We start from the raw sequence: 22,027 nt of genomic DNA, 5'->3' as shown, positions 1-22,027 counted from the left end.
GGGATGTCAGTGGGATTGCGGGACGGGTTCGACAGGCGCGGTCTTCGCGCGCGACAATAGCAAGGTGAGGACCGCGGAGAGAACGAGCAGGCCGCTGACGAAGTACAGCCCGCCGACGAAACTTCCGGTCTGGTCCTTGATCCAGCCGATCATGGCCGGACCCACGAAACCGCCGAGATTGCCGATCGAGTTGATGGTGGCGATGCCTGCCGCGGCCGCGGGGCCGGACAGGAACAGCGTCGGCATGCTCCACAGCGGCGGCTTGGCGGAGGAGATGCCGATATTGACCAGCGCCAGCGCGAGCAGCACGGCGACGACGCCGGCCGCGAGCCCGGCATAGGCGAGGCCGGCTGCGGCGATCAGGCAGGCCCAGACGACGTGCCAGGTGCGCTCGCCGGTGCGGTCCGAATGCCGCGCCCACAGGATCATGGCGACGACGGCGGCGGTCGCCGGCAAGGCGTTGAGGAAGCCGACCTGGAGCGTGGAGAGGCCGAACTGCCTGATGATCTGCGGCGCCCAGACGCCGAGCGTGTAGAGGCCCGCGGAGGTGCCGAAATAGATCAGCGACAGCGCCAGCACGCGCGGATCGGCAAGCCCGCGCCAGATGCTGTGGCTCGCGGTTGCCGCCTTGCTGGTGGTCTCGACGTTCATGGTCTCGACCAGCCAGCGCCGCTCGTCGTCGGCGAGCCACTTGGCCTTTTCGGGCCGGTCGGTGAGGAAGCCGAGCACGACGAAACCGAGCAGCACGGCCGGCAGCGCCTCCAGCACGAACAGCCATTGCCAGCCCTTGAAGCCGAACAGGCCGTCCATCTCCAGCAGCGCGCCCGAGATTGGCGAGCCCAGCACGGTGGAGAGCGGCGCGGCCGCCATGAACAGCGCGGTGACTGCCGCGCGCTGGCGCGCCGGGAACCAGTAGGAGAGGTAGAGGATGATGCCGGGAAAGAATCCGGCTTCGGCAACGCCGAGCAGGAAGCGCAGGATATAGAAGCTGGTCGGCCCCTGCACGAACGCCATCGCAGCCGAGACGAGGCCCCAGGTGATCATCACCCGCGCGATCCAGATCCGCGCGCCGATCTTGTGCAGGATGATGTTGGAGGGCACCTCGAACAGGAAATAGCCCCAGAAGAAGATCCCGGCGCCGAAGCCGTAGACGGCGGGCGACAGGCCGATGTCCTTGTTCATCGTCAGCGAGGCGAAGCCGATGTTGACGCGGTCGATGAAGGCCACGAAGTACAGCAGCATGATGAAGGGAACGATGCGCCAGGTGATCTTGCGCAGCACGCGCGTCTGAATCTCGCTCGCCACCCTGGCCTCCCCTGAACACCGGTTTGTTGTTGTGAGGTGGCAAGCCTAGTCGGGGGCAGGAGGCATACTCAATTGGCGCTGGTTTATACAAAAAAATGATATAATCCTCGGGAGGCCGCGGCGAGGCGGGCGATCGCATGTAGAGCTCGTGTTCGTGGGGAGGAGCTTCCACGGCGTCATGGCCGGGCTTGTCCCGGCCATCCACGATCTTGCTTGCGGCACGAAGAACGTGGATGCCCGGGACAAGCCCGGGCATGACGGCCTCGAATGGAATGCGGGGCGGAAGGACATTGGATGGAATTGCATCAGCTCCGATGCTTCGTGGCGGCGGCCGAGCAGCTGCATTTCGGCCGCGCGGCGCAGCAGCTGCAGATGCTGCCCTCGGCGCTCGGCCGCCAGATCAGGCTGCTGGAGGAGGACCTCGGCACGCGCCTGTTCGCGCGGACCACGCGCGCGGTCTCGCTGACCGAAGACGGCACCACGCTGCTGCGTGATGCCCGCGCCATCCTCGCCAGGGTCGAGGCGGTCGAGAGCAATCTGCGCAACCGCTCGCGCGCGGGGGCTGCGCGGCGGCTGCGGGTCGGCGCCATCGACAGCGCGGCGGCGGGATTGCTGCCGCCGCTGCTGCGCGATTTCCGTGCCGGGCATCCGGAGATTGCGGTGCAACTGCTGGAGGACAAGACCGTCCGGCTGCTCCCGAAGATCCTGACCGGCGCGCTCGATCTCGCCTTCGTCCGCCCGCCCGATCGCGCCGACAAGCGGCTCGAATTCCGCGACCTGCTGCAGGAGACCGCCATCGTCGCGTTCCCGCAGCGGCACGCCCTGGCCGCGCGCAAATCGATCACGCTGGCCGACATCGCCGACGAGGCAATGCTGGTGCCGGACCGCCGTTCGCGGCCGCACAGCCACGACCTCACGGTCAAGCTGTTCGAGCAGGCCGGGCTGACGCCGCGCATCGTGCAGGTCGCCGACGAGAAGCAGACCATCATCAACCTCGTCGCAACCAGGCTCGGTGTCGCCATCGTGCCGCGCTGGACCACGCGGATGGCGGTCTCGGGCGTGCGCTTCGTGCCGCTCCGGCCGAGGCAGAGCGGCCCCGTCGGCCGACTGCCGCTCGCCGCCGCCTGGCTGCGCGGCTCGCGCGATCCGGCCCGCGATGCCATGCTGGCAGTGCTGGAGACGCGCCTGCGCAGCTATGCGCGGGAGGCCTGAGCGGTTATGACTTGGTGCGGACAGAAGGTGTGATGCGATGACGGATCGGAACGAATTGCGGGTGGCCATTGCGGGGCTGGGCTCGATCGGCACCAAGATCGCAACCGCGCTCGACCAGGGCATCGAAGGCCTGTCGCTCGCGGCCGTCGCCGTGCGCGACCCCGCCAAGCATCAGGCCTTCATCGGCGGCCTGCGCCGTCCGCCACAGATCCTGCCGCTCGAGCAGCTGGGCGAGGCCGCCGACATCGTGGTCGAATGCGCGCCGAGCAGCCAGCTTCGCGCGATCGTCGAGCCCGCGGTGAAGCGGGGCAGGGCCGCGGTCGTCGTCAGCGTCGGCGGATTGCTCGACAATTTCGATCTCGTCGATCTCGCCCGCGCCAATGGCGGCCGCATCCTCGTGCCGACCGGCGCGCTGATCGGCCTCGATGCCGTCAATGCGGCGGCGGTCGGCACCATCCATTCGGTGAAGATGGTGACGCGCAAACCGATCGACGGGCTCAAGGGCGCGCCGTTCATCGTCCAGAACAACATCGACATCGACAATCTGCGCGAGCCGCTGAAACTGTTCGAGGGCAGCGCGCGTGAGGCGGCGAAGGGTTTTCCGGCGAACGTCAATGTCGCCGTGGCGCTGTCGCTGGCAGGTATCGGGCCCGATCGCACCCAGATGCAGGTCTGGGCCGATCCCACCGTGACGCGCAACGTTCACCGCATCGAGGTCGAGGCGGATTCGGCGCGGTTCTCGATGGGCATCGAGAACGTCCCCTCGGTGAATCCCAAGACGGGCATGATCACCGCGCTGTCCGTGATCGCGCTGCTCCGCAAGCAGCGCGCCACGTTGTGCGTGGGGACGTAACCCTCAAGCCCCCGTCACGCGCCAGATCACGTTGCCGACGTCGTCGGCCATCAGCAGCGACTTCTTGTCGGGTCCGATCACGACGCCGACCGGGCGGCCGTAGGATTCCTTCTCGTCCGGGGACAGGAAGCCCGACAGGATGTCGCGGCCGGGGCCGGACGGCTTGCCGTTCTCGAACGGGATGAACACCAGCTTGTAGCCGGACAGCGTGCTGCGATTCCACGAGCCGTGCTGGCCGATCACCATGCCGTCGCCGAAGCCGGGCAGGGTCCCTGCGGGCATCCAGCATAGGCCGAGCGACGCGGTGTGGCCGCCGAGCGCGTAGTCGGGTTGAAGCGCCTTGGCGACCATCGCCGCATCCTGCGGCACGCGATCGTCCACCGTCTTGCCCCAGTAGCAATAGGGCCAGCCGTAGAAGCCGCCGTCGCGCACCGAGGTCAGGTAGTCGGGCGGCGTCTCGTCGCCGAGGCCGTCGCGCTCGTTGACGACGGTCCAGAGCACATTCGTGTTCGGCTCCCAGGCAAGACCCACGGGATTGCGTAGGCCCGCGCCGAAGATGCGATGCGTGCCGGCGGCGAGATCGAGCTCGTAGACCGCGGCGCGGCCTTCTTCGACCTCCATGCCCATCTCGGCGATGTTGCTGAGCGAGCCGACACCGGCATAGAGCTTCTTGCCGTCGGGGCTTGCCAGCAGGCTGCGCGTCCAGTGGCCGCTCGGCTTGAACGTCGTGAGCCGCTTGCCCGGCGCGGTGATGCGGTCGGCATTGGCGACATACGGAAACGCCATCACGCCGTCGGTGTTGCCGACATAGAAGGTGTCGCCGACCAGTGCCATGCCGAACGGCTGGTTGAGGTTTTCCATGAAGGCGCCGCGATGCTCGGCGACGCCGTCGCCGTCCTTGTCGCGTAGCAGCGTGATGCGGTTGGCGGAGACGCCGAGCGCCGCGGCGCGTCGCATCGTCGCTTGCATCGCATAGTGAAACACGCTGCGCGGGGCACCTGCGATCTGCGTCGCTTCCGCGATCAGCACGTCGCCGTTGGGCAGCACCTCGATCCAGCGCGGATGGTCGAGCCCGCCAGCGAACGCGTTGACCTTGAGGCCGGGCGCGACGGTCGGCTTCTCGCCATCGCGCCAGCCGCGTGCGGTCGGCATCTTCAGCGTCGGGATCGCGCCTTGCGGCTTCGCCTCGGGAATGGCGGGCGTCTGGCCCCAGGCGGGCGCGGGCACCGTGCCCGAGAGCTTGCGCCATTGCAGCGCGATGCCGCCGAGCAGAGCGACGAACTGCGCGAAGATGCTGGAAAATGTCATGAGGAGCCCCTGTTTGCGCGCGCATCCAACTGGCTGACGGGGCACACGTCAACCTGTGCGGCACGCAGGCGGGATCAATTCCTGCGGAATGGCAGCCGACCAAATTTGCATGGAGAGAGATCAGCGGCCGATCTGCCGCTCCAGCCGCCGGGCACTGCGAAAATCGTCGAGGTGATGGACGTTCGGCGCGAGCGCGGCTTCCTTGGACAGCAGGTGATAGACCCGCGCCACCGTGCGCTGCTTCTGCTTCGGCCGCCCCGGCGGCAGCGCCCGCGCCTTGCGGACGGCGGCGATCGCATGCGCGCGGAAATAATCGTAGGCGTCCGACATGGCTCGATGCTCTGCGATTGGTGCAGGTGTCGAGGGTAACGGGTGAGCGGAGGGGCGGTTCCTTGCGCCGGAGGTGATGCAGTCGCGCACTGCTTCCCCAGCGTCGTCCCGGCGAAGGCCGGGACCCATACCGCGGAATCTATCGATTGTGGAAATGGGCGTACCGAACGGCGTGTCTTCGCCAAACCACTGCCTGTGGCTATGGGTCCCGGCCTTCGCCGGGACGACTGCGAGTGTGTGAAGCGCCCGCTAAATCACCGCGGCGAGGTGAACGGGATGATCATCGGCACGCGGCGGCAATAGGCGCCGTAGGCGTCCTCGCCGAGCTCCTTCGACAGGAACACCTCTTCCATCCGGCCCTTCTGCCACATGCCGAGCGAGATCAGGATCGCGCCGAGGATCGTCGTTACGAGGCCGATCGCAACGCCGGTCACCAGCATGCCGAAGATCAGCCCGGTGTAGATCGGGTGACGCACGATGCCATAGGGGCCGGTGTCGATGACGCGATGGTCTTCCTTCTGGGTGATGGTGTTGGACCAGAACTTCCCGAGATGCAGCCGGCCCCACCAGGCGAAGGCGATGCCGGCGACCGAGAGGATCGCGGCGATGGTGATGCCGGCGTTGCCGAGCACCCAGAGCGGCTTCCAGCCCATGAGCTCTGCAATAAAAGGCGTGTACAGGATGCCGCCGATCAGGATCGGCAGGCGATAGCGCTGCGATTCCAGCGTCATGACCTGCTTCTTGGTCTGCCCCTGCCAGAACGAGGCGCCGACCCAGCTGGCGAGAAAGCCGAGCCAGATCAGGGCCAGGAGTTCGGTCGGCCAGGCCGTGGTCCAGCCACCCCAGGCCACGGAGAGAAGCTTGCTGAAATCGAAGGACATGAAGGTTCTTTGCGTTGGGCGGCGGCTTCAGCTCGCGCGCGAGGAGAGCGCGTGATGCTCGATGGCGCCGGAGGGCTGCTGGCCGTTGCGTGCGAGCAGATGGGTGATGGTTTCGCGCAGCACCGGTTCGATCGGGCGCGGCGAATAGCCGAGTTCGGTGCGCGCCTTGCCGATCGACAGATCGTTCGCGGCCAGCGCGATGCGCACGCCCTCGGCGGTGCCGTTGGGCGGCCGGCGCGTGAAATTGTCGGCCAGGTATTCGAGCATGACGCCGGACAGCTCGGCGATCCTGCCGGGCACGACGACCGGGAACTGGCGGCGGCCGCTCATCACCGACATCATCCGCAGGATCCGTCCGAGCGGCACGCAGTCGCCGCCGAGGATGTAGCGCTGGCCGATGCGGCCGCGCTCCATGGTCAGCACGAGGCCCATGGCGACGTCGCGGACGTCGACGAGATTGACCAGGAAGTTGAGATGCGGCTGCACCTTCTTCTGCAGGAAGTACCAGAGCATCGCGGTCGGCGGCGTCAGATTGTGGTCGGCAGCGCCGATCGGCATGGTCGGCGTGCCGATCACCAGCGGAAAGCCGTCGGCCGCGGCCTTGGCGGCGTGATGCTCCGCGAGCGACTTCGACCTTGTATAGGCGCCGGGCATCGCGTCGGCCGGCTGCAGCGCCTCTTCGGCGGGAACACCGTTGAGGTCGGTGTAGGGGAACAGGATCGATTCCGTCGAGCAGTGCAGGAAGCGCGACACGCCGCGCTTCATCGCCGCCGCGAGCACGATCTCGGTGCCGCGGAAATTGACGTCGTGGAAGTCCTGCTTGTTGGCGACCCACATGCCGGGCAGGCCGGCGAGGTGATACACTTGCTCGACGCCGGCCAGCGCGGTGTCGACCGCGGCGTTATCCAGCACGGAGCCATGAACATAGTCGATTTCGGCGTTGGCGGCGGCCGGCGGACGAACATCGAGCACGCGTACCCGCTGCCCACGGGCGCGGAGCGCTTCTACGAGATGATGTCCGATGAAACCGCTGCCACCGGTAACCAGTACGAGAGCCATGAAGAAGGTTTGCTGTTTCGCTTCTGGAGCTATCGGGTTGAAAGGGAATTGGCCGGAAGAGGCGCCAGAATCGCGGCAAGGTCGCGACGGAAGCCCAATGCAATAAATAATTTTGCCATGACAAACATCGGTCCGAGCAAAAGATGCGAGGGAAACGTGAACAGCGAGGCCTCGCGCCCCTCAAAAACCTTGTGGCCGATGGCCTGCGCGGCGAAGCCGAGCCCGACCAGGACGGCGAAAATCGCCCACATCGCGACGGTGCTGACCCCGGTCGCGATGGCTGTCGCGATCGAGAACAGCACGATGGAGACGGCCAGAATGCCGGCCCCGAGCGCCACGTCGAGCAGCAGCCAGTAAACCAGGACCGGCAGGGCCAGGATCACGGCCAGGCTGAACTCGTGTCCGAACAGGGGGACCTTCACCAGCGTCAGCGGCATGACCGCGCCCGTGAACAGCAGGAGAATGCCGATCACATGCATCGCCGTGTTCCGGGGATCGCGATGGTACTCGACGTAAACGGCAAGTTGGCGTTGGAAAAAGCCACCCATCTTGGTCTCATGCTGCACGTGGTCGGGGGAAGGACGAAAAAAGCCTATAGCACCGGATAGGGCGGTGCACAAACCGCCGCTATTGTCGCGCAAAACCATACCGTCGCGCTGTGGGACAGATCACAAAACCGGCAAGACTTCAAAGGGTTCCGCCGGACGCCAGGCCGCGCCTGCTCACCGTTTCTTGGCGGGCTTTTTCGCCGCAGGCGCAGGTGCCGCAGCCGGATGCGCAGGCGCATCCTCGGGTATCTTGGCATAGGTCAGGATCTGCAGCTGACCGTTGACCGCCGACGTCGGCTTGGCACGGTCGAGGAACTGCTCCTCGCCAAGGCCGATCGGATGCAGCCGCTTGGTCGAGATCTTGAACGTGTTCACCAGCACGTCGCGGATCGCGTCGGCGCGGCGCTGGCTCAGGATCGCGTTGGCCTCGCGCGTCTTCGTATTGGACTCGACGTGGCCGACGATCAGGAAGGTGTAGGGCAGCAGCGAGGAGTGAACCAGCGCATCCGCGATGCGGCCGACGGTCTGGTAGGACGCCGGCTGGATGATCGGCGTGTCGGCGTCGAACTGGATCTGCGCGTTGAAGGTAGGCAGCTTGGCGAGGTCGGGCGCGATCGGCGGCCGGTTCACCGGACCCGGGTCGTTCTTGATCCTGGCCTTGGCGCGTTCCATCACCTGCGTCTTCAGCGCGGGAATATCGACCTCGCCGGCCTCTTCGAAGTGGCTCAGCTTGCCGACGATGTCGTCGCGGGTCGGCGCCGCCGTCTGCGCGCGTGCTGCGCCCGCAAGCAGTGCCAAGCCAAAAGTCATACCGAGCGTGAGGGCGACCCTGGACGCGCGCATCAGCGATACCCCGCGTCGTCGACGGCCTTCAGGCAGTTGTTGCTGATGCCCTTGGGCGTCGAGACCAGGCAGGGGATCGACTTGCTGGTCTCCTTGGTCGAGCCGCCGCAGACCTTGACGATCTCGCGCTGGCAGGCATTCGCCACCGTGACGCGCGCGGCAACACGCTTCTGGATGGCGTCGAAGACGCCGAAATAGTCGCTCGCGCATTGCGGCGAGAGCACGTCGCGGTTGCGCGACAGGCATTCCTTCAGCCGGGTCGAATCCGGGTTGACGCCGCGGCAATTGGCGACGATTTCCGCGCCGCAGCTCGCCGCCAGCTTCCCGATCGAATCGCCAAAGCTCATGGTCTCCGCCGCCGCAAGCGACGGCATAACCAATGCCAGTACGATCAATGTGATGGAGCCCCGGACCATGGGTTTATCTGATACGGGGAAGTTCGCGGTGGTCAAGGGCTGTTCGGCGGAGAACTGTCGAAGGTCCGGCGAGTGCGGCGAACAGTCCTCACTCGTCGGCGTCGGGGCGGGGTGGCCATTCGACCAGGACGGCCGTGTGGTTCCTGAGATCGTCGGCCATGGCAGGGTCGGCCTCGAGCTCGGCCAGCGTCCGCGGCGGGGGAAGCTGCCGGCCGTCCGCGATCAGGTCCTGCGCATAGAGCGCAAGCGCCTCGGACGCGTTCTCCAGGGCCTCGTCGGCGTCGTCGCCGCCGGACATGCAGCCCGGCAGATCGGGAAACCACAGGCTGACGCCGTCGTCCGGGTCGGCTTCATCGATGATGGCGACGTAGTGGGGCATGGCAGATCGGTGGCCGTGAAGGTTGTGCCGCTGGGTTTGCGTCACTTATGACGACCTGATCCGAGGAGGCAAGCAATTGAGCAAATTAACTCTGGCCGAGGGTGCCGGCTCGTTCGTGTTCCGCGACGACGGCGCCGCGCCGTCGCCACGTTCGATGCGGGTCTTCTCGTTCTGCCCGCGAGCGAGCGACCGGCGCACGCGCATCGTCATCGCGATGCACGGCGTCGACCGTGCCGCTGCGGAGTTTCGCGATCTGCTCGCGCCGCAAGCAGAACGCAACGGGCAGATCGTGCTGGTACCGGAGTTCGATCCGGACCAGTTTCCGGGCGTCCATGCGTACAATTTCGGCGGCGTGCGGCGGCAGCCGCCCGACAATGCGGTCCTGCCGCGCGATCATTGGAATTTCGAGACGGTCGACCGGCTGTTTCACCATGTTCGAGACGCGATCGGATCCAGCCGGGAGACCTTTGGCCTGTTCGGCAACTCCGCGGGCGCGCAATTCGTGCTGCGCTATCTCGCGCTGAACGAGGCCCTATCCGTTGATCTTGCCGTGGCCGCCAATTGCGGCTGCTACATGCTGCCTGATTTCGCCAAGGACTATCCGGACGGCATGGGTGGGATTGGCCTCGACCCCGGCCATTTGCGAAAGTATCTGGAGCGCCCTCTGGTCATCCTGCTGGGCGATGCCGACAACGACCCTGACGACCCGCATCTGCCGCGCTGGGACGAGGCGATGGCACAGGGACCTCATCGCCTCGCGCGCGGCCTCTGGCATTTCGAACACTGTACGCAGCTGGCCAGGAGCCTCGGCGTGGAGCTGGGCTGGCGCCTCGACATTGCACCGGGCGCCGGGCACGTCGACCAGATGATTTACGACCGCGGCGCCGATATCCTGAAGGGCTGAGTTGAGGGAGAGCCTTCGTGAGGCGGGCTCACGCCCGCTGCACGAAGCTGTCCACGACCTTCTTTTCGCCGGCCTTGTCGAAGGCGATGGTGAGCTTGTTGCCGTCGATCTTGGTGACGCGGCCGTAGCCGAACTTCTGGTGGAACACGCGGTCGTCGAGCGCGAATTCGGAAGTCGTGCCGGTGGACTTGGCGACCAGCTCGCCCTCGATGGTCAGGGGACCTCGCCGGCGCGAGGAGAAGCTGCCGAAATCAGGGTCCGATGACGAGGGGGAGAACGTCGCGGCCTCTTCCTCGAAGCCGCCGCTTCGGCCGCCGCCACTACGGCCACCGCCGCGATTGCGGTTGGCTTGCGCCCGCTGCCAGCCGGGCGTCGAATAGCTGGAGCCGAACGCCTCCATGTCGTCGAAGCGCGAGGCGCCGTAGCCGCCGGTGCCGCCCCAGGCCGAGCCGCCCTTGGATTCCGTGATCTCGACATTGGCGGCCGGCAATTCGTCGAGGAAGCGCGAGGGGATCGTGGTCGACCAGGTGCCATGGATGCGCCGGTTGGTCGCGAAATAGATCATGGCGCGGCGGCGCGCGCGGGTGATACCGACATGGCCGAGCCGGCGCTCCTCTTCGAGACCGGCGCGGCCCTGTTCGTCCAGCGTGCGCTGGCTCGGGAACAGGCCTTCCTCCCAGCCGGGCAGGAATACGTTGTCGAATTCGAGACCCTTGGCCGAATGCAGCGTCATCAGCGACACCGCGTCGTCCTCGGCGCCGCCGTCGCGGTCCATCACCAGCGAGATATGCTCCAAAAACCCTTGCAGGTTCTCGAACTCCTCCATCGAGCGCACGAGCTCTTTGAGGTTTTCGAGCCGGCCCGCGGCGTCGGCCGAGCGGTCCTTCTGCCACATCTCGGTGTAGCCACTCTCGTCGAGCACGATCTGGGCGAGATCGGTGTGCGCGGTGACCTCGCGCTGGGCGCGCCAGCGGTCGAACTGGGCGACGACCTCGCGCAAGGACCCGCGCGCCTTCGGCTTCAGCTCGTCGGTCTCGACCACGGCGCGCGCCGCCTCGAACAAGGGAATGCGGCGCTTGCGGGCGTGGTCGTGCAGCATCTGCACGGTGGCATCGCCGAGCCCGCGCTTGGGCACGTTGACGATGCGCTCGAAGGCGAGGTCGTCGGCCGGCGAATTGATCACGCGCAAATAGGCCAGCGCATCGCGGATCTCGGCGCGCTCGTAGAAGCGCGGACCGCCGATGACGCGATAGGGCAGGCCAAGCGTGACGAAGCGGTCTTCGAACTCGCGCATCTGGTAGGACGCGCGCACGAGAATGGCGATCTCGTTGAGCTTCTCGCCCTTGCGCTGGATCTGCTCGATCTCCTCGCCGATGCCGCGGGCTTCCTCTTCCGAATCCCAGGAGCCGGTGACGGTGACCTTCTCGCCGTCATGGTCCTCGGTGCGCAGCGTCTTGCCGAGCCGGCCTTCATTATGCGCGATCAGATGCGAGGCGGCTGCAAGGATGTGGCCGGTCGAGCGGTAGTTGCGCTCGAGGCGGATCACCTTGGCGCCGGGGAAATCATGGTCGAAGCGCAGGATGTTGTCGACCTCGGCGCCGCGCCAGCCATAGATCGACTGGTCGTCGTCGCCGACGCAGCAGATGTTTTTGGTGGGGCCCGTGGGAGGAGCCGTGATCGCTGCGCGCTCCGTCATCGCGGATTGATGCCCGGCATCCGGATCGTCGGACTCGCTGCTGTCTTCGATCTGCTCCGGAAGGACGGCTTGTGCGGCGGCAGGCTTCGACGGCGCCTGCGACAGCAGCCGCAGCCACAGATATTGCGCGACGTTCGTATCCTGGTACTCGTCGACCAGGATGAACTTGAAGCGCTGCTGGTACTGCCTGAGGATATCCGGGTGCTCGCGGAAGATCCGGATGTTCTCCAGCAGCAGATCGCCGAAATCGGCGGCGTTCAGGATCTTCAGCCGCTCCTGATAGCTCGCATAGAGCTTGCCGCCCTTGCCGTTGGCGAAGACAGCGGCTTCGCCCGAGGGCACCTGCGACGGCATCAGGCCGCGGTTCTTCCAGCCGTCGATCAGGCCGGCCAGCATGCGCGCCGGCCAGCGCTTGTCGTCGATGTTCTCGGCCTGCAGCAGCTGCTTGAGCAGCCGCACCTGGTCGTCGACATCGAGCACGGTGAAATTCGACTTGAGCTGCGCGAGCTCGGCATGGAAGCGCAGGATGCGGCCGCCGATGGAGTGGAAGGTGCCGAGCCACGGCATGCCCTCGACAGCGTGGCCGAGCATCTGGCCGAGCCGGTGCTTCATCTCGCGCGCGGCCTTGTTGGTGAAGGTCACCGACAGGATCTCGGCGGGGCGGGCGCGGCCCTGGCTGAGGATATGGGCGATGCGCGTGGTCAGCACGCGCGTCTTGCCGGTGCCGGCGCCGGCCAGCACCAGGACCGGACCGTCCAGCGTCTCCACCGCCTCGCGCTGCTCGGGATTGAGCCCGGTGAGGTATTTCGGGCCCACGGAGGCGCGCGCACGCGCGGCGATACCGCCGGCTGCGGGCTGGTGGTCGGGTACGCTGGTGATCTTGCTCGGATCGGTCATGCGAATCATTCGGCCCCACGATGGCACCGCGGGGGGGCGGAAGGGAGCCTTCTTAACAGGGATTGGTGCCTATATGGGGCGTCCGCGCGGGGTTTTCCACGTGCGCAGCCGGCCAAATTGTTCCAGCGAAGGCAGCGAATTTCGCCGCTTTGCGTGCCGGAACCATCGTTCCCGCGTCGAGATTGTCTGGGCAGGTGGCGCGGCCAGCCGCGCCGAGAGACATCAAGACGAGGGTTTGACCATGCTAGGCTGGGTTGTGACGTTTCTGGTTATCGCACTGATCGCCGGCATCCTGGGCTTCGGCGGCATCGCCGGCGCCTCGATCGAGATCGCCAAGATCATCTTCTTCATCGCGGTCGTCCTGTTTCTGGTCTCGGCCGTGGTCGGCCTCGCCCGCGGCCGCAGGATATAGCGGTGCAAATTCCTCATGGTGAGGAGCGCGAAGCGCGTCTCGAACCATGAAGGCCCGGCTGTGGCCTTGCATCCTTCGAGACGCCCGCTTCGCGGGCTCCTCAGGATGAGGGAGTAGAGTGAGCTCCTTGGCTACCGCTTCGAGGGCATCGCCACGTTCCGGCCGATGCCCTCGGGCCGCGGCACGGCGCCGTGGGCCTTGACCACGGTCGCGATGCGCTCGCGGATGTCGGGCGGGAAGGCCGCCACCTTGCGCGAGCCCATGTCGATATGCAGCGACATGTTCTCCGAGGTGGCCGACAGCCAGCCCTCGGTCGCGTGCCGCAGTTCCTGGAATGTATGCAGCCGCTTGTCGTCGGCTTCCAGCAGCCAGACCGAGACCTGCACGGGATCGCCGAGGTGGATCTCGCGCAGATACCGCACGTGGCATTCGGCGGTGAAGGTCGAGCCGTTGCGCTCCTTCATGTATCCAGGCCCGATCCCGAGCTGCAGCCACATCTGGTCGATCGCGCGGTCGAACATCACGTTGTAATAGGCCATGTTGAGGTGGCCGTTATAGTCGATCCATTGCGGCTCGATCTGCATGATCGACGAGCGGAACGGCTCGGCGGTGGCTGTCTCCGGCATGTGTCCTTCCCAAGCTATGCGTCCGATCCCTTGACTTGACCGGTCATATGTCCTTTGCCACGGTCTCTTCTCGTCGGGAGGAAATTTCCGTGGGTACGACCATCACCAATAATCCGCCGCGGCCGGAGCCGAAAGCCCTCGCGAGCGCGCTGGAGCAGCTTGCCGCACGCTTCGGCAACCGCCTCATCACCTCGCAGGCCGTCCGCGAACAGCACGGCCATACCACCACGTGGATCGTCAACCAGCCGCCGGACGGCGTGGTGATGGCGCAGGAGACCGCCGACATCCAGGACGTGGTGCGGATCTGCGCGAAGAACCGCGTGCCGGTCATTCCCTTCGGCACCGGCACCTCGCTCGAGGGCCAGGTCAACGCGCCCGCCGGCGGCATCTCGATCGATTTGCGCGACATGAACAAGGTGCTCGCGGTCCATGCCGAGGACCTCGACTGCGTGATCCAGCCCGGCGTCACCCGCAAGGCGCTGAACGAGCATTTGCGCGACCAGGGCCTGTTCTTCCCGATCGATCCCGGCGCCGACGCCTCGCTCGGCGGCATGGCCTCGACTCGCGCCTCCGGCACCAACGCGGTGCGCTACGGCACCATGCGCGACAGCGTGCTGGCGCTGAAGGTGGTGCGCGGCGACGGCGAGATCATCACGACGGGGACGCGCGCCAAGAAGTCGTCCGCGGGCTACGATTTGACGCATCTGTTCGTGGGCGCCGAAGGCACGCTCGGCATCATCTCGGAGCTGACCATCCGCCTGCGCGGCATCCCCGACACGATCGCCGCCGGCGCGGTGTCGTTCGAGACCGTGCATGGGGCATGTCAGGCCGTGATCCTGGCGATCCAGACCGGCATTCCCGTCGCGCGCATCGAGCTGCTCAATGCCGCGCAGGTGAAGGCCTGCAACGCGTATTCGAAGCTGACGCTGCCGGAGACGCCGCTGCTGCTGATGGAATTCCACGGCAGCGAGATCGAGGTCGCCGAGCAGTCCAAGGCGTTCGGCGAGATCGCGAAGGATTGCGGCGGCGGCGATTTCTCCTGGACCACCAAGCCGGAGGATCGCACCAAGCTGTGGCAGGCACGGCACGATGCCTATTGGTCCGTGAAGGCGCTGCGTCCCGGCGACAGCATCGGCGTGGTCGCAACCGACGTCTGCGTGCCGATCTCGCGGCTTGCCGATTGCGTCAGCGAGACCGAGGAAGACCTCAAGCGCCTCAACCTGCTGTCTCCGATCGTCGGCCATGTCGGCGACGGCAATTTCCACTGCTCGCTCGTGTGTGACACCAACGACGCGGCCGAGATGGCGCGCGGCGAGGAATTCATGCATCGCCTGGTCGAGCGCGCCCAGTCGATGGACGGCACCTGCACCGGCGAGCACGGCATCGGCCAGGGCAAGCAGAAATACCTCAAGGCCGAACTCGGCCCGGAGGCGCTGGACGCGATGCGGGCGCTGAAGAAGGCGCTCGATCCGCTCAACATCTTCAATCCCGGAAAGATCGTGCCGGAGGCCTAGGGCACGATCCGGGCCTTAAGGGCTCGAACAACAACCTGAAGCGCGATGACGGTTTATCGCAACCTCGTCGCGTGCTTGGGTGCGGTCCGCTGCGCTGCGGTCAGCGGAACTTTCGACGGTCCGGTTGGTTCCAATTCCCGACAATTTCCGATGCCTCAATGGCGCGGCTTCTCGGGAGGATGCGATGTTGCGACCCGTCATTGGAATTGCCGTGATGGCGATTGCCTGCCTGCTGGCAGGGACGGCCCTGGGCAAGGGCGGCGGCGGCCACGGCGGCGGCCACGGCGGCGGTCATGGTGGTGGTCACGGCGGCGGGCATGGTGGCGGCCATCATGGTGGTGGTCATCACGGCGGCGGCCATTTCCGCGGCCATGGCTTCGGGCATGCACATGGTGGCGGTCATCATGGCGCGATGCGGTTTGCGACCGGTCGCCACGGTTCGAATTTCGGTCAGATCCGCAACGCGTCGGTGCGCCCTGCGAATTTCCGCAACGCCCTCAACCTGCATTCCAGCGCTTTCCGCAACGGCCGCCTGATCAGCAATCCGGCGGCGCGGGCCCAGATCACGGCGGCGGCCGCGCTCGCCGGCTGGCATGGCGCGAGCAACGGATGGTGGCAGCATGCGGGCGGCGGTTATGGCTGGGTCGGCCCGCTGTTCTGGCCGTTCGCCTACAACGATCTCTATGACTACACGATCTGGGGCGACGGTCTCGGCTTCTGGGGCTACGGCTATCCGGACATCTATGCCGGCCTGTTCGGCCCCTATGGCTATGACGGTCTGTCGGCCTATCTGCCGCCGCCGCCACAGGGGCGGCGCCGGGCGGCGCGCGGCGTTGCGCTGGATCAGTTGTGCGGCAGCGACCGCCGCGAGATCGTCGGTCTGCCGATCGACCAGATCGCCGCTTCGGTGCAGCCGACCGAGGCGCAAGGCGCCAATCTCGATGCGCTTGGCAATGCCTCGATCGACGCTGCCGCGCTGATCCGCACCTCCTGTCCGACGCAGGTCGCAGCGACCGCGCCGGGCCGGCTGGCGGCGATGCAACAGCGTGTTGAGGCGATGGTGAAAGCCGTCGATCTCGTCCAGCCCGCCCTCGACAGCTTCTATGGCTCGCTCACCGACGAGCAGAAGGCGCGCTTCAACGCGCTGGCAGAGGACCAGCGCCGTGTAGCGGCGTCCAGCAGCAGCGGGGGATCGCTGGTCCAGACTTGCGCTGCGCCTGCTGCGCTCGATTGGCCCGGCGCCGACATCGAGTCCCGGCTACGCCCCAACGACACGCAGCGCGCCGCGCTGCAGGTGCTCCAGGACGCCAGTACCAAGGCCAGCGCGTCGCTCAGGGCGGCCTGCCAGCCGGGCGAGGTGATGACGCCGCCGGCGCGAATGGCGGCGGTCCGCAAGCGGCTCGATACGATGCTCGAGGGCGTCAAGTCGGTGCGCGCGGCGCTCGAGGATTTCTACGCGACGCTGAACGACGAGCAGAAGGCGCAGTTCGAGGCCATCGGACCGCGCCGGACGTCCTGAATGCGCATCAGGCCGGAATGTGACGGGAAAATCGCCTCGCCGATCCCGGCGGGCTTCTCTATGCTGGAGGGAGGCTGAAGCGCGGCAGCAGGGCGGCTCGAAGATCGCAGATGGTGAGGCGATGAAGTGGTTCGCGCGCAAGACGCGACAGGACATCTGGGACGAAGCGATCGAGGGGCCGCTCGGCGACATCGAGGCGGCTGCGCGCATCCGCGCGATCTGCGAGGGAGCGGCCGCAAGCGCGGCGCGGGCCGCGCAGGGCGACAAGCGCGAGAGCGCGCGCTACGAGCGCGCGGCCAAGGTCGCGATGGAGATCGCCATGAAGATCTCGGACGGGCTGATGCGCGACGACGCGGTGCATCGCATCGTTGATCTCTGCATGAAGGCGAACGACCTCAAGACCGCGCAGATCCTGTTCCGCGCGATCCACGCCAGCTGGATCCGCGAGACGGTGCAGCAGGATCATCCGACACTCGTGGAGTGAGAGCGATCATTTCGCCAGCTTGCGCACGGCCTCGTCCACGCTGTGAAAAACGTTCTCGCGCGGCAGCGTGTCGTACAATCTGAAGCGTTCGAACGCCGCCTGCGCGCGCACCGATTCCAACCGCGCCAGCGCCACCGTGACGCCCTGCTCGTCGCAGGCCTTGAACACGTCCAGCAGGATCTGCGCGGCGGTGAAGTCGATCTCGACCATGCCGCTCGCCTCCAGCACCAGCAATCGGGGCGTTGCCGTGCCGAGCACGTTCGCCACGTCGTTGCGGAATCCCGGCGCGTTGAGGAACGACAGCGGCGCCTGCAGCCCGATCACGGCGACGCCGTCGACGCGCTCGCCGCTGATGTGCGGATGCGCCGGCCACCAGATCGTGGTGCCGGGCACGCGCTCGAACTCGACCAGCCGCGCCCGTGTCGTGCTCCAGATGCCGTGCAGCAGCGACAGCGTGATGCCGAGGAAGGCGCCCTGCTGGATCGGCAGCACGATGATCAGCGCCGCGGTGGCGAGGATCAGCAGGAACTCGCTCGGCGACTGGCGGTAGATCGTCACGATCTGCTTCACGCGGATGATGCGCAGCGCGACGAACAGAAGGATGCCGCCGAGCGCCGCGTCGGGAACGTGCTGCAGCAGTCCCGTGCCGAATGCGAGCAGTGCCAGCACGATTGCCGCCGCCGCGAGCCCCGCGAGCTGCGACTGTCCGCCGGTCTCCGCGACGATCCCCGTGCGCGGCGGGCTGGCGTTGACCGGAAACGCCCCGAACAGCCCAGACAGCACGCTGCCGGCGCCCGCGCCGAGGAAATCGCGGTCGACGTCGGCGGGCTTGTCGGGATCGGATGGAAAGGATCGCGTGGTCGCGGCGGTCTGCACCATCACCACGACCGTGATGACGAAGGCGAGCGGGACGAGGCGAACCCACAGCTCCGGTGCAAGCTCGGGGAAGGTAGGCTGCGGCAGCGTGCCCGGCACGCTGCCGACGACACTGACGCCCTTGCTTTCGAGGCCGAGCGCGATCGTGGCCAGCGTTGCGCCGACGAGGCCAATCAGCGCGCCCGGGATTTTCGCGCTGATCCTCTCGGAGATGAAGACCGCCGCGAGCACACCGAAGCCGATGCACAGCGTGAAAGGGTTGCTGCGGCCAAGCTCGCCCGCGAGCACGCCGATACGATCGAGCGTCGGCCCGCTCGGCGATGGCAGTCCCAGCACGCCGGGCAATTGCGAGACGATGATGTGGACGGAGATGCCGGCGAGGAAGCCGACCATGACGGGCACCGACAAAAGGTTGGCGATGCCGCCGAGACGGAAGGCGCCGCCGGCGAGCATCATCGCGCCGACCATCAGCGCCAGCGCGATCGCAAGGCCCTGGTATTCGGGCGTGCCGGTAGCCGCGAGCGCCGCGAGCCCGCCGGCGAAAATCGGCGTGATCGTGGAGTCTGCGCCGCAGGACAAAAAGCGGTTGCCGCCGAGCAGCGCAAAGCCGAGCGAGCCGGCCATGAAGGCGAAGAAGCCGATCTGCGGCGCAAATCCGCCGAGCCGCGCGGTGGCCATCTGCTCGGGGATCGCAATCGCCGCCAATGTCAGCCCCGCCATCAGGTCGCCCGGCAGCGAATAGGAGGCGAGCGAACGGAACAGCGGCCATGCGTGCTTGACCGATCCCTTGGCCTGAACGTCGTGCGGCATCGATGAGCAATCCCCGGCAAGGCTGGCGTCGGTGGATGAGACTACAGCATTTCCGGAAAGTGGCAGGTGGAGAATATCCGCTACGCGTGTCCCGGCTCTGCGGAGCGGCAACTCGTGCCGCACCGCGTCCGGGACACAGGAGTTATCGGCCGTCGCCACAACAGGAATGCCCGCAAGCCATGGGCTTACGGACATCCTATCGCATCAGGCTGAGCTCAGTACCGGCCGCGGTCGTTGTGGTAGTCGCCGCCGCGACCGCCGCCACCCATACCCATGCCGATGCCAATCCCGATGCCGATGCCTTGCATCACGGCGCCGGGCGGCGGGCCGCGATCCGGCGGCGGTGCGCGCTCGTAGACCACTTCCTCGGGCGGCGGGCGGCGCGGCTTCGGCGGGGTCTCGACCACCTTGCGCTTCGGCGGCGTGTCGTCGACGCGCTTCTTGATCACGGGCGCCACGGCCGGGTTGACCGGCGAGGCCGGAGGCGTGGGCGTCGAGCAAGGGCAGGTCGGTGCCATCGCGACGGCGACCGGAGCGGGGATCGCCGCGGCGGAAACCGGCAACGCATAGTTGCGGTTCTGCACGCGGAGCAGCAGCCGGCGCGCGGTTGCCGCGAGGTCGCTGTTGTCCCAATTGGCAAGATAAGCCTCGAACGAGGCGCGGGTGTTGATGGCGACCGCGCGCTCCCAGGCCAGCATCTGGCGCCGGCGCTCCACCACCGTGCGCAGGCGCGGGGTGCGGGCGTCCTGGGTGTAGAGCTCGATATAGGCCTGATACGCCTCGACGGTGTCGTCGGTGAGCACGAGCTCATAGGCGACCTTGGCCTCCTTGCCCTGCAGATCCTTGCGCCACTCCGCGACGCTGCGCGTGCCGCTGGCGAGCGCCATGGCGGATGCGCCCGGGAGGGCTGGCTGGCTGCTGCTGTCGCCGCCGAAGAACCTGAAATCGGTCGTCAGCGACGAGCTTTCCCAGGGGATCTGCCGTCCGTCGGTCGATTGCGCCACCGCGACGCGGATGCGCTTGAACACCTCCTCGATCGGCAGGTTGGGCTGCTTGGCGACGGTCAGCGCGGCGGTGGTGTAGGGGCTGTCGAGGCCGTTGCCGTCCTCGGCTTCGGCGCCGGGCGAGGTCGAATAGGAAATGAAGGAGCCGGGCGCGCCGGCCTTGGTGTCGACGATCGCAAGGCCGTGGCCGGCGCCGCTGAGTGCCGGGAACGGATTGTTGCGGCAGGCATCCAGCATGAAGATGCGCGCCCGCGTCGGCAACGCGCCGAGCGTGTTGAGCATGTCGTTCAGCCGCACGCCCTGGAGCGGGATGTCGGCCTCGCGCTTGGGATCGAGGTCGACGGGCACGAGATAGTTCTCGCCGTCGATCTGCAGGCCGTGGCCGGCATAGAACACCAGCGCGACAGTGTCGGCGCCGCTGGCGCTGACCTTGCCGGCGAAGTCCGAGATCGCCGCGCGCATCTCGTTCTGGCCGAGATTGGCAGCGGACGTGACGGTGAAGCCGGCATTGCCGAGCAGCTCGGTCATGCCCTTGGCGTCGTTGGCGGCGTTGGGCAGTTCCGGGACGGTGCGATAGGCGGATTGGCCGATCACGAGCGCGAGCCGCGCTTCGGCGGCGGCGTCGGTCGGTGTCATCAATTGCGTGAAAGCAAGCAGGCCGGACGCAAGCAGGAAATTGCAAAAGACTGGACGGCGCATAGTGTCACCTCCATCGGCAATGCGCGCGAGGATGTCACCTTTTCTATGGGCCCGCCATGACACTGTCTGTGCGCTGTATCACTCTGCCGGCTGCGGCAAAATGGGGCAGGGTGTCTGCCGGAGCATCGTTTCGGCACGATCCATGTGAATTGCGCATTGATCCATGCGCCAATTGGATTGATCCTCGCTCGTGCGAACGAGCGCCCATTCGAACATCGCGCCGCAGGCCGATCTCGCCGAAATTCCCGGGACAACATGGTGGTTTCGCGCGGCGCTCGTGCGCGCGTCGTCCACCGCGCGGCGCGCGGCGGCGGGATGCGCGTCCCTTGCCTGTGCTGTCGCTTTGGCCATACAGTCCGCACAACAGGCCGCGACAACGATCACGGCCGTAAACAAGAATGCCTGGGGAGAGACCGCACCATGACCATCGTGCCCGTGAACCGTCGCGCGTTCATCAAGTCATCGGCGGCGGTCACCGCCGGCCTCGTGCTCTCTCCCGCCATCATCGGCCGCGCCGAAGCCGCGACGCTGAAGCTGAAATGCTCCTCCTCGCTGCCGAACGATCCCAAATACGCCAACGGCCGCGTCTACTACGACAACCTCGTCAAGAACCTGAAGGGTAACGGGCTCGGCGAGCAGGTCGAGGTCGCCTTCTTCCCCGACAACCAGCTCGGCCAGGAAATCGACGTCATCAACTCGGTGAAGCTCGGCGTCATCGACCTCATGGTGTCGGGCTCGTCGATCTCGGCCAATCTGGTGCCGCTGGTCGGCACCTTCGATCTCGGCTTCCTGTTCTCGAGCTTCCCGCAGCAGACCAAGGCGTTCGACGCCGGCGCCGCCAAGCCGATCGAGGACGCTCTGCTCAAGGGTGGCAACATCCGCATCATCGCCTGGGCCTACAATTTCGGCTCGCGCAGCGTGCTGGCGAAGAAGCCGGTGAAGACGCCGGAGGATCTCGCCGGCCTCAAGATTCGCACCCTGCCCAATCCCGTCATCACCGAATGTCTGCGCCTGATGGGCGCGGCCGCGACGCCGCTGGCCTTCGGCGAGATCTACACCGCCCTGCAGGCCGGCGTGCTCGACGGCCTCGAGCACGATCCGCCGACGATCCTCGCCAGCAAGTTCTTCGAAACCTCGAAATTCTACGCGCTGACGCAGCACAATTTCTCGCCGCTCGCGATCTATTTCAGCGACATGACCTACAACCGCATGGACCCGAAGCTGCGTGAGGGCTTCCTCGATGCTGCGAAGAAAGCGGCGGCCGACACCCGCGCCCACGGGCTCGCGGTCGAGAAGGAGGCGCTGGCGGCGCTCGGCGAGAAGGGCGTGACGGTCGCCGAATGCGACCGCGAGGCCTTCAAGAAGCGCGTCGCGCCGCAGATCGAGAACTTCATCAAGGCGCGGCCGGACTCCAAGGCCGTCATCGACATCGTTCGCGCGACGCAAGCCTGA

At 66.7% G+C, this 22,027-nt stretch carries 21 protein-coding genes; 8 read left to right on the top strand and 13 right to left on the bottom strand.

Translation table 11 applies throughout. The features are described 5' to 3' along the window. Window positions 1-6: 6 nt before the first annotated feature. The gene (locus tag A7X65_RS23200) at window positions 7-1,305 is read right to left on the bottom strand and encodes an MFS transporter (protein WP_063689228.1); all 1,299 of its coding nucleotides are present in this window, start codon (window positions 1,303-1,305) and stop codon (window positions 7-9) included. A 294-nt stretch (window positions 1,306-1,599) separates the two neighbouring features. On the opposite strand from A7X65_RS23200, the gene A7X65_RS23195 reads away from it, so the two are divergent. Then, window positions 1,600-2,517, top strand: coding sequence for a LysR substrate-binding domain-containing protein (locus A7X65_RS23195; RefSeq protein WP_063689224.1), 918 nt, complete (start codon window positions 1,600-1,602; stop codon window positions 2,515-2,517). A gap of 37 nt (window positions 2,518-2,554) precedes the next feature. Continuing rightward, window positions 2,555-3,370, top strand: a complete 816-nt coding sequence (locus A7X65_RS23190; protein WP_063689221.1) for an aspartate dehydrogenase — start codon at window positions 2,555-2,557, stop codon at window positions 3,368-3,370. Window positions 3,371-3,373: 3 nt separating this feature from the next. Here the strand turns inward: A7X65_RS23190 and A7X65_RS23185 are convergent, their stop codons facing one another. The 8 genes from A7X65_RS23185 to A7X65_RS23150 form a co-directional block, all read right to left on the bottom strand. Then, the gene (locus A7X65_RS23185) at window positions 3,374-4,678 is read right to left on the bottom strand and encodes a PQQ-dependent sugar dehydrogenase (RefSeq protein ID WP_063689219.1); all 1,305 of its coding nucleotides are present in this window, start codon (window positions 4,676-4,678) and stop codon (window positions 3,374-3,376) included. 120 nt (window positions 4,679-4,798) lie between these two features. Then, window positions 4,799-5,008, bottom strand: a complete 210-nt coding sequence (locus tag A7X65_RS23180) for a hypothetical protein (protein WP_063689218.1) — start codon at window positions 5,006-5,008, stop codon at window positions 4,799-4,801. A gap of 254 nt (window positions 5,009-5,262) precedes the next feature. Further along, a complete protein-coding gene (locus A7X65_RS23175; protein WP_063689217.1) occupies window positions 5,263-5,889 on the bottom strand; it encodes a methyltransferase family protein in 627 nt (208 codons plus the stop codon). A gap of 27 nt (window positions 5,890-5,916) precedes the next feature. Continuing rightward, the gene (locus A7X65_RS23170; protein ID WP_063689216.1) at window positions 5,917-6,948 is read right to left on the bottom strand and encodes an NAD-dependent epimerase/dehydratase family protein; all 1,032 of its coding nucleotides are present in this window, start codon (window positions 6,946-6,948) and stop codon (window positions 5,917-5,919) included. Between the two features lie 29 nt (window positions 6,949-6,977). Then, the gene (locus A7X65_RS23165) at window positions 6,978-7,496 is read right to left on the bottom strand and encodes an Mpo1 family 2-hydroxy fatty acid dioxygenase (RefSeq protein ID WP_063689213.1); all 519 of its coding nucleotides are present in this window, start codon (window positions 7,494-7,496) and stop codon (window positions 6,978-6,980) included. A 174-nt stretch (window positions 7,497-7,670) separates the two neighbouring features. Continuing rightward, entirely contained in the window at window positions 7,671-8,339 is a 669-nt protein-coding gene (locus A7X65_RS23160) for an OmpA family protein (protein WP_063689210.1), read from the bottom strand. Beyond that, on the bottom strand, window positions 8,339-8,755 hold the full coding sequence (locus A7X65_RS23155; RefSeq protein WP_063689208.1) for a hypothetical protein: 417 nt from the start codon (window positions 8,753-8,755) through the stop codon (window positions 8,339-8,341). The genes A7X65_RS23160 and A7X65_RS23155 overlap by 1 nt, the downstream gene beginning before the upstream one ends. A gap of 88 nt (window positions 8,756-8,843) precedes the next feature. Further along, a complete protein-coding gene (locus A7X65_RS23150) occupies window positions 8,844-9,134 on the bottom strand; it encodes a type II toxin-antitoxin system HicB family antitoxin (RefSeq protein ID WP_063689205.1) in 291 nt (96 codons plus the stop codon). Between the two features lie 76 nt (window positions 9,135-9,210). On the opposite strand from A7X65_RS23150, the gene A7X65_RS23145 reads away from it, so the two are divergent. Beyond that, complete coding sequence (locus A7X65_RS23145) at window positions 9,211-10,038, top strand: hypothetical protein (RefSeq protein WP_063689203.1); 828 nt, start codon at window positions 9,211-9,213, stop codon at window positions 10,036-10,038. Between the two features lie 28 nt (window positions 10,039-10,066). On the opposite strand, the gene A7X65_RS23140 is transcribed toward A7X65_RS23145, so the two are convergent. Then, the gene (locus A7X65_RS23140; RefSeq protein ID WP_063689200.1) at window positions 10,067-12,640 is read right to left on the bottom strand and encodes an ATP-dependent helicase; all 2,574 of its coding nucleotides are present in this window, start codon (window positions 12,638-12,640) and stop codon (window positions 10,067-10,069) included. Between the two features lie 232 nt (window positions 12,641-12,872). Here A7X65_RS23140 and A7X65_RS23135 point away from each other — a divergent pair, with 232 nt between their 5' ends. Further along, window positions 12,873-13,043, top strand: coding sequence for a DUF1328 domain-containing protein (locus tag A7X65_RS23135; protein ID WP_014493008.1), 171 nt, complete (start codon window positions 12,873-12,875; stop codon window positions 13,041-13,043). Window positions 13,044-13,174: 131 nt separating this feature from the next. Here A7X65_RS23135 and A7X65_RS23130 read toward each other — a convergent pair whose 3' ends face one another. Continuing rightward, complete coding sequence (locus A7X65_RS23130) at window positions 13,175-13,669, bottom strand: thioesterase family protein (protein ID WP_063689197.1); 495 nt, start codon at window positions 13,667-13,669, stop codon at window positions 13,175-13,177. Window positions 13,670-13,758: 89 nt separating this feature from the next. On the opposite strand from A7X65_RS23130, the gene A7X65_RS23125 reads away from it, so the two are divergent. From A7X65_RS23125 to A7X65_RS23115, 3 genes are all read left to right on the top strand, one after another. Beyond that, complete coding sequence (locus A7X65_RS23125) at window positions 13,759-15,183, top strand: FAD-binding oxidoreductase (RefSeq protein ID WP_063689194.1); 1,425 nt, start codon at window positions 13,759-13,761, stop codon at window positions 15,181-15,183. Window positions 15,184-15,367: 184 nt separating this feature from the next. Further along, complete coding sequence (locus A7X65_RS23120; protein WP_063689190.1) at window positions 15,368-16,702, top strand: Spy/CpxP family protein refolding chaperone; 1,335 nt, start codon at window positions 15,368-15,370, stop codon at window positions 16,700-16,702. A 121-nt stretch (window positions 16,703-16,823) separates the two neighbouring features. Next, window positions 16,824-17,186, top strand: coding sequence for a hypothetical protein (locus A7X65_RS23115; RefSeq protein ID WP_063689187.1), 363 nt, complete (start codon window positions 16,824-16,826; stop codon window positions 17,184-17,186). A 6-nt stretch (window positions 17,187-17,192) separates the two neighbouring features. Here A7X65_RS23115 and A7X65_RS23110 read toward each other — a convergent pair whose 3' ends face one another. After that, the gene (locus A7X65_RS23110) at window positions 17,193-18,872 is read right to left on the bottom strand and encodes a SulP family inorganic anion transporter (RefSeq protein WP_063689182.1); all 1,680 of its coding nucleotides are present in this window, start codon (window positions 18,870-18,872) and stop codon (window positions 17,193-17,195) included. 215 nt (window positions 18,873-19,087) lie between these two features. After that, the gene (locus tag A7X65_RS23105) at window positions 19,088-20,575 is read right to left on the bottom strand and encodes a caspase family protein (protein ID WP_063689178.1); all 1,488 of its coding nucleotides are present in this window, start codon (window positions 20,573-20,575) and stop codon (window positions 19,088-19,090) included. A 420-nt stretch (window positions 20,576-20,995) separates the two neighbouring features. Here A7X65_RS23105 and A7X65_RS23100 point away from each other — a divergent pair, with 420 nt between their 5' ends. Further along, window positions 20,996-22,027, top strand: coding sequence for a TRAP transporter substrate-binding protein (locus A7X65_RS23100; protein ID WP_063689175.1), 1,032 nt, complete (start codon window positions 20,996-20,998; stop codon window positions 22,025-22,027).

Source organism: Bradyrhizobium stylosanthis (assembly GCF_001641335.1).
GTDB lineage: Bacteria > Pseudomonadota > Alphaproteobacteria > Rhizobiales > Xanthobacteraceae > Bradyrhizobium > Bradyrhizobium stylosanthis.
Note: the sequence above shows the minus strand (reverse complement) of the source record. Positions and strands in the feature narration are given on the sequence as shown.

What these genes read in the sequence shown, in the direction of transcription:
- A7X65_RS23195 (WP_063689224.1), top strand. Translation starts at nt 1,600, where the DNA reads ATGGAATTGCATCAGCTCCGATGCTTCGTGGCGGCGGCCGAGCAGCTG.
- A7X65_RS23190 (WP_063689221.1), top strand. Translation starts at nt 2,555, where the DNA reads ATGACGGATCGGAACGAATTGCGGGTGGCCATTGCGGGGCTGGGCTCG.
- A7X65_RS23185 (WP_063689219.1), bottom strand. Translation starts at nt 4,678, where the DNA reads ATGACATTTTCCAGCATCTTCGCGCAGTTCGTCGCTCTGCTCGGCGGC.
- A7X65_RS23180 (WP_063689218.1), bottom strand. Translation starts at nt 5,008, where the DNA reads ATGTCGGACGCCTACGATTATTTCCGCGCGCATGCGATCGCCGCCGTC.
- A7X65_RS23175 (WP_063689217.1), bottom strand. Translation starts at nt 5,889, where the DNA reads ATGTCCTTCGATTTCAGCAAGCTTCTCTCCGTGGCCTGGGGTGGCTGG.
- A7X65_RS23170 (WP_063689216.1), bottom strand. Translation starts at nt 6,948, where the DNA reads ATGGCTCTCGTACTGGTTACCGGTGGCAGCGGTTTCATCGGACATCAT.
- A7X65_RS23165 (WP_063689213.1), bottom strand. Translation starts at nt 7,496, where the DNA reads ATGGGTGGCTTTTTCCAACGCCAACTTGCCGTTTACGTCGAGTACCAT.
- A7X65_RS23160 (WP_063689210.1), bottom strand. Translation starts at nt 8,339, where the DNA reads ATGCGCGCGTCCAGGGTCGCCCTCACGCTCGGTATGACTTTTGGCTTG.
- A7X65_RS23155 (WP_063689208.1), bottom strand. Translation starts at nt 8,755, where the DNA reads ATGGTCCGGGGCTCCATCACATTGATCGTACTGGCATTGGTTATGCCG.
- A7X65_RS23150 (WP_063689205.1), bottom strand. Translation starts at nt 9,134, where the DNA reads ATGCCCCACTACGTCGCCATCATCGATGAAGCCGACCCGGACGACGGC.
- A7X65_RS23140 (WP_063689200.1), bottom strand. Translation starts at nt 12,640, where the DNA reads ATGATTCGCATGACCGATCCGAGCAAGATCACCAGCGTACCCGACCAC.
- A7X65_RS23135 (WP_014493008.1), top strand. Translation starts at nt 12,873, where the DNA reads ATGCTAGGCTGGGTTGTGACGTTTCTGGTTATCGCACTGATCGCCGGC.
- A7X65_RS23130 (WP_063689197.1), bottom strand. Translation starts at nt 13,669, where the DNA reads ATGCCGGAGACAGCCACCGCCGAGCCGTTCCGCTCGTCGATCATGCAG.
- A7X65_RS23120 (WP_063689190.1), top strand. Translation starts at nt 15,368, where the DNA reads ATGTTGCGACCCGTCATTGGAATTGCCGTGATGGCGATTGCCTGCCTG.
- A7X65_RS23115 (WP_063689187.1), top strand. Translation starts at nt 16,824, where the DNA reads ATGAAGTGGTTCGCGCGCAAGACGCGACAGGACATCTGGGACGAAGCG.
- A7X65_RS23110 (WP_063689182.1), bottom strand. Translation starts at nt 18,872, where the DNA reads ATGCCGCACGACGTTCAGGCCAAGGGATCGGTCAAGCACGCATGGCCG.
- A7X65_RS23105 (WP_063689178.1), bottom strand. Translation starts at nt 20,575, where the DNA reads ATGCGCCGTCCAGTCTTTTGCAATTTCCTGCTTGCGTCCGGCCTGCTT.
- A7X65_RS23100 (WP_063689175.1), top strand. Translation starts at nt 20,996, where the DNA reads ATGACCATCGTGCCCGTGAACCGTCGCGCGTTCATCAAGTCATCGGCG.